Below are 4,936 nucleotides of genomic sequence, written 5' to 3' on the forward strand. Positions count from 1 at the left end.
GGCCCCCACCGGAAGGCCCCCGCCGATGATCTTCCCCAGACAGGTGAGATCCGGTTCCACCCCGTAAAGCCCCTGGGCCCCGGAAAGTCCTACCCGGAATCCGGTGATCACCTCATCAAAGATGAGAAGGGCCCCGTGTTTTTGCGTAATCTCCCTTAGGCCTTCAAGGAACCCCGGCTCTGGCGGCACCACCCCCATGTTCCCGGCGATGGGTTCCACGATCACCGCGGCGATCTCCGAGCCCATCTTCTCGAAACACTCCTTCACCGCGGAAAGATCGTTATAGGGAAGGCTTATGGTGTGGGCCACGATCTCCTCCGGCACCCCGGGACTTCCGGGAATCCCGAGGGTGGCCACTCCGGATCCGGCCTTAACCAGGAAGGAGTCGGCATGGCCGTGATAGCAGCCGTCGAACTTAACGATCTTCTTTCGTCCGGTATATCCCCGGGCCAGCCTCACCGCACTCATGGTGGCCTCGGTGCCAGAGTTCACCAGGCGCACCTTCTCTATGGAGGGCACGCACTCACAGATAAGCCGCGCCAGCTCCACCTCCGCCCAGGTGGGGGCCCCGAAACTGGTTCCGCCCTCGGCCGCAGCCTTTACCGCGGCCACCACCTCCGGATGGGCATGCCCCAGGATGAGTGGCCCCCAGGAAGCTACATAGTCGATATAGCGCCGGCCATCCACGTCCACGAGATAGGCCCCCTCGCCTCGTTCAAAGAAGATGGGGTCCGCCCCCACGCTCTTGCAGGCCCGAACCGGACTGTTCACCCCTCCGGGAATGACCTTTACCGCCTCGGAAAAATAAACCCTGGACTTGATCCCCGCCATCCTAAGCCTCCTTATAGGCGAATTTTTTAAGCTCTCGGAGTATCCTTTCCATCAGGGACGCATAGGATCCCCGGGCGATCTCTTCGGCAAGCTTTCGCGCCTCCTCCTCATCATATACATGAACCAGGGTGTTGCGCATACGCAAAATCCTTACCAGGGTTTCTTCCTCCTCCGCCGAGACCACCCCCTCGAGCAAAAGGCCCTCGAAACAGGAACGGGGTGAGGCACACTCAAGGCCTCGTTCCCTGAGAAAGGCCATGGCCGCCTGCCACAGGGCCTCAAAGGCATACTCAAAGCGCTTCACCCGAAGCTCGCAAAGCACCTCTTCCGGAACCTCCCAGGGGTTCCCGGAAAGCACTTCCTTGAGTTTTCTTACCGCTCGATCAAGTTTTTCAACCTTGCGCTGGAGCCTTTCCACAGGTGGCCTCTCTCTATGATACGGCGCAAGAATTCCCGGTCCTTTACCCGGGCGAGATCCACCACCTCCACCCGGCGAAGAAGGGGAATCTCCTCCTCAAGGACCTTGAGGAGCCTTCCGTACTCCCGGTCCTCCAGGGGCCGGCCCAGATAAAGGGCCACATCGATGTCCGAAAGTCTTTCGGAAAAATCCCCCTCCACCAGCGAGCCGAAAAACACGATGTCTGCCTCGGGAAAGGCCCGGGAGAGGGCCTCTCCCACCAGTTCCATGTATCTCCTCTTCCTTTCGGTAGAGATACCCATCACGAAAAGTACCTTCTTGTGCGGCGGACGATCTCTTTTTCCGTAAAAAGTATCTCATAGTCCGGAAGATCAAGTTCCCGGGAAAGCTCCTCCGCAAGCCTCCGACAGGCCTCCTCGGTCTCGGCATGGATCATGGTGTAAAGATTATAAGGCCAGTCGGGATAGGTCCGACGAAGATAGCAGTGGGTGATAAAGGGCCTTGAGGCGAGGCTCTCCCCCACCTCCTCAACCCGTTCCTCGGGCACCCTCCAGGCCACCATGGCGTTTCCCTCGTATCCAGAAAGATTGTGCCGGATCAGGGCCGAAAGCCTGCGGATGATCTTCTTTTCAAGAAGCCCCTTTACCGCGGAGAGGACCTCCTCCTCGGTGACTCCCAGGCGCTCGGCGAGGGCAAGGTAGGGTCTTTCCGTGAGGGGAATTCCCTCGGCGGAAAGGATATCCACCAGGTGCTTTTCAAGCTCGGTGAGCCCTAGATCTTTCCCCATAGCATAAATATCCCCAGAAGGATAAAGATGGTGCCGGAGAGAAGGCGCAGGAGTTTTACCGGAAGGAGATCCCCCAGGAAGCGTCCGGCAGCCACCCCCACGGCCGAGGCCAGTACCAGGGCCAGCGCCGCCCCGGCAAACACCGGAAGAAACCGCTTCTCACGGGCCGCGAGCATAAGGGCCGCAAGCTGGGTCTTATCGCCCAGCTCGGCAAGAAATACGGTCACCAGGGTCACCCAGAAGGCCTTCATCATCCGAACTTCCCCTTCAGGAATTCCTCGGTGCGCTTGTCCCGCGGCACGGTAAAGAGCTGGGAGGTGGGACCGAACTCCACCAGTTCCCCCAGATAAAAGAAAGCGGCGTAGTCGGAGACCCGACCGGCCTGGGCGATGTTGTGGGTCACGATCACGATGGTCACGGTCTTTTTCAGCTCCACCACCAGCTCTTCGATCTTGGCCGTGGACTTGGGGTCTAGGGCCGAGGTGGGCTCGTCCATGAGAAGCACCTCGGGTTTTACCGCCAGCGCCCGGGCAATGCATAGCCTCTGCTGCTGGCCCCCGGAAAGATAAGTACCCCGCTTGTGGAGGCTGTCCTTCACCTCGTCCCAGAGAGCGGCCTTGCGCAGGGCCTCCTCCACCAGGCGATCGGCTTCCTCCCGCCGCAACCTGATCCCCAGAAGTTTGTACCCGGCCAGTACGTTGTCGTAGATGGTCATGGTGGGGAAGGGATTGGGTTTCTGAAATACCATCCCCACCCGGCGTCTTACCACCACCGGATCTATCTCCAGGATGTTCTTGCCCCGCAGAAAGATCTCTCCCTCCACTCTGGCTCCGGGAGAGAGTTCGTGCAGCCGGTTAAGACAGCGGATAAAGGTGGTCTTTCCGCATCCCGAGGGCCCCATGATCGCGGTGACCCGCTTCTCGGGGATCTTGCAGGTAACCCCCTTCACCGCGGGTTTCTCCCCGTAATACGCCCACAGATTACGAATATCGAAGATGATGGGACCCCGGGGGTCCACAATGGTTTCCTTATTTCCCATCTCCGGAGAGCCTCCTGGCCAGAATCCTGGAGATCAGATTCAGCCCCAGGACCATAAGGGTCAAAACCGCACTGGCCCCCCAGGCCTGACGGATCCAGTCCTGATAGGGACTGATGGCATATTTGAAAACCGTAAGAGGCAGGGCATCTACCGGTTGCAGGGGATTAAAATTCCAGAAGGGGTTCCCGAAGGCGGTAAAAAGAAGCGGTGCCGTCTCTCCCATAATCCGGGATAGGGCCACCAGAATTCCGGTGGTAATCCCCACCAATCCGGTGGGGATGAGGACCTTTATGACCGTGCGCCAGTAATTCACCCCCAGACTCAGGGAGGCCTCCCTCAGGGTATAGGGAAGCATACGCAGAATCTCCTCGGTGGAACGCACGATCACCGGAAGCATCATCAGGGAAAGGGCCACCGCCCCGGAAAGGGCCGAAAAATGTCCCATAGGCCTGACCAGCCAGAGGTAACCCACGATGCCCAGGACGATGGAGGGAACCCCCTGGAGCACATCCGCGGCCACCCGCACCACCTCGCCGAAACGCCCCCGGGCGTATTCGGAAAGATAAACCCCGCTAAGGATACCCACGGGAATGGCCAGGACCGAAGCCAGCATGGAAAGCATCAGGGTCCCCACAATGGCGTTGCCCACCCCTCCATCCGGTTCTCCGGGAGGCGTGGGAAGGTGGGTAAAGAAATTCCAGGAGAAGGCCGGAAGTCCCAGCCTGAAGATCCCATAAAGAATATGGAAAAGAGGAAGAGCCGGAAGAAAGGCCAGCACGGTGATTACCACCAGAGCCGATCGGTCCTTAAATTTGCGCCAGAGAATACTTCTCATCGCACCTGAAGCCTGAGGATGATTATCCGGGCCAGGATATTCACCGCCAGAGTGATGAGAAAGAGGAGCAGGCCGATCTCGATCAGGGCCGAAAGGTGAATGTCCCTGGAGGCTTCGGTGAACTCGTTGGCGATCACGCTGGCCATGGTGTTGGCCAGATCCCAGGGGCTTCGCGGCATCTCCGAACGGTTGCCTATGACCATGGTCACGGCCATGGTCTCCCCCAAGGCCCGCCCCAGGGAAAGAAGAAGCCCGGCCACGATCCCCGAAAGACCGTAAGGAATGGATACTCCCCGGATCACCTCCCAGCGGGTGGCCCCCAGCCCATAGGCCGCTTCCTTGAGTTCGTGAGGAACCATCCGCAGGACCTCCCGGATAATGGAGGCCGCATAGGGAAGGATCATCACCGCCAGGACCAGGGAGGCCGTGGGAAGCCCCAGCCCGAAGGGAATGACCCCCAGCTTCATCTCCACCCAGCGTACCAGGGGGACCAGGTAAAACAGGGCCCAGAGCCCGTAGATCACCGAGGGAATACCGGCCAGAAGATCGATCACCGTGGAGAGAGCGTCAGCCACACGCGGCGGGGCGTACTCGGCCAGAAAGATCCCCGAGGACAGGGCAAAGGGCAGGGTAAGAATGAGGGCCCCGAAGGAAGTAATGAGAGTGCCCACCAGGAAGGGAAGGGCCCCGAACTTCTCGTTCACCGGGTCCCAGATCCGACCGACCAGAAAATGCCATCCGAAGGCCTTCAGACTGGGAAGACTCCCCCAGAAAAGGGTGATACCGATCCCTAGCACCAGGAAGACCATTCCCAGGGAAAGCCCCCAGCACAGACGATAAAAAATACGGTCCGGGTCACCCCATCCCATGACTCTCCTCTTTTAACCATAGTTTGGCCGGCGGACAACCCTTAAAATTGCAAATCGGGGCCCCCGACGGGACCCCGATCCCATGCCCCGAAAAAATCGTCTTTTTATTTACCTTAAAAACACGCTCTGGCCCGGAAACTTTACTTGCACCTGCGGA

General features: G+C 59.2%; 8 protein-coding genes. All 8 read right to left on the reverse strand.

Annotated features, from left to right (window positions below; translation table 11 throughout):
- Positions 1-831 (reverse strand): glutamate-1-semialdehyde 2,1-aminomutase (locus F8J34_RS02300; RefSeq protein WP_297056137.1); only part of this gene is annotated, 831 nt, incomplete at its 3' end.
- 1 nt (position 832) lies between these two features.
- Positions 833-1,249, reverse strand: coding sequence for a nucleotidyltransferase substrate binding protein (locus tag F8J34_RS02305; RefSeq protein WP_297056138.1), 417 nt, complete (start codon positions 1,247-1,249; stop codon positions 833-835).
- Positions 1,204-1,551 (reverse strand): nucleotidyltransferase domain-containing protein, encoded by a 348-nt coding sequence (locus F8J34_RS02310; protein WP_297056140.1) that lies wholly within the window; start codon positions 1,549-1,551, stop codon positions 1,204-1,206. Before F8J34_RS02310 ends, F8J34_RS02305 begins: the two co-directional genes overlap by 46 nt.
- Positions 1,551-2,036, reverse strand: a complete 486-nt coding sequence (locus F8J34_RS02315; protein WP_297056141.1) for an Lrp/AsnC family transcriptional regulator — start codon at positions 2,034-2,036, stop codon at positions 1,551-1,553. Before F8J34_RS02315 ends, F8J34_RS02310 begins: the two co-directional genes overlap by 1 nt.
- Positions 2,021-2,287 carry a TMEM165/GDT1 family protein gene (locus F8J34_RS02320; protein WP_297056143.1) on the reverse strand — a complete coding sequence of 89 codons (267 nt, stop codon included), beginning with the start codon at positions 2,285-2,287 and terminating at the stop codon, positions 2,021-2,023. Before F8J34_RS02320 ends, F8J34_RS02315 begins: the two co-directional genes overlap by 16 nt.
- Positions 2,287-3,075, reverse strand: coding sequence for a phosphate ABC transporter ATP-binding protein PstB (gene pstB / locus F8J34_RS02325; RefSeq protein ID WP_297056145.1), 789 nt, complete (start codon positions 3,073-3,075; stop codon positions 2,287-2,289). The genes F8J34_RS02320 and pstB overlap by 1 nt, the downstream gene beginning before the upstream one ends.
- Positions 3,065-3,910, reverse strand: coding sequence for a phosphate ABC transporter permease PstA (pstA, locus tag F8J34_RS02330; protein WP_297056148.1), 846 nt, complete (start codon positions 3,908-3,910; stop codon positions 3,065-3,067). Before pstA ends, pstB begins: the two co-directional genes overlap by 11 nt.
- Entirely contained in the window at positions 3,907-4,779 is an 873-nt protein-coding gene (gene pstC, locus F8J34_RS02335) for a phosphate ABC transporter permease subunit PstC (protein ID WP_297056150.1), read from the reverse strand. The genes pstA and pstC overlap by 4 nt, the downstream gene beginning before the upstream one ends.
- Positions 4,780-4,936: the final 157 nt, after the last annotated feature.

The sequence above is a fragment of the Thermosulfurimonas sp. genome, assembly GCF_015491435.1.
Lineage (GTDB): Bacteria > Desulfobacterota > Thermodesulfobacteria > Thermodesulfobacteriales > Thermodesulfobacteriaceae > Thermosulfurimonas_A.